Origin of the sequence: Bacillus cereus group sp. N12 (assembly GCF_016483575.1) — a bacterium.
Classification (GTDB): domain Bacteria; phylum Bacillota; class Bacilli; order Bacillales; family Bacillaceae_G; genus Bacillus_A; species Bacillus_A toyonensis.
On record NZ_JAEHBO010000251.1, the window covers coordinates 1 to 248 of the forward strand.

The following is a 248-nucleotide window of genomic DNA, read 5'->3' on the forward strand; positions in this document are numbered from 1 at the left end:
GGTGACCCGTACGGGATTCGAACCCGTGTTACCGCCGTGAAAGGGCGGTGTCTTAACCACTTGACCAACGGGCCAAAAATTTAAAAACTTTTTCCAAGCTTCCAACCGGGGTTGAACCGGTGACCTCTTCCTTACCATGGAAGTACTCTACCAGCTGAGCTATGGAAGCATAATGGCTCCGCAGGTAGGAATCGAACCTACGACCGATCGGTTAACAGCCGATAGCTCTACCGCTGAGCTACTGCGGA

General features: G+C 52.4%; 3 tRNA genes. All 3 read right to left on the reverse strand.

Going from position 1 to position 248, the window contains the following annotated elements:
- Positions 1-2: 2 nt before the first annotated feature.
- Positions 3-74: transfer RNA gene (locus JDS92_RS30345), tRNA-Glu, on the reverse strand.
- A gap of 22 nt (positions 75-96) precedes the next feature.
- A tRNA-Thr gene (locus JDS92_RS30350) sits at positions 97-169 on the reverse strand.
- Between the two features lie 4 nt (positions 170-173).
- Positions 174-248, reverse strand: a tRNA-Asn gene (locus JDS92_RS30355).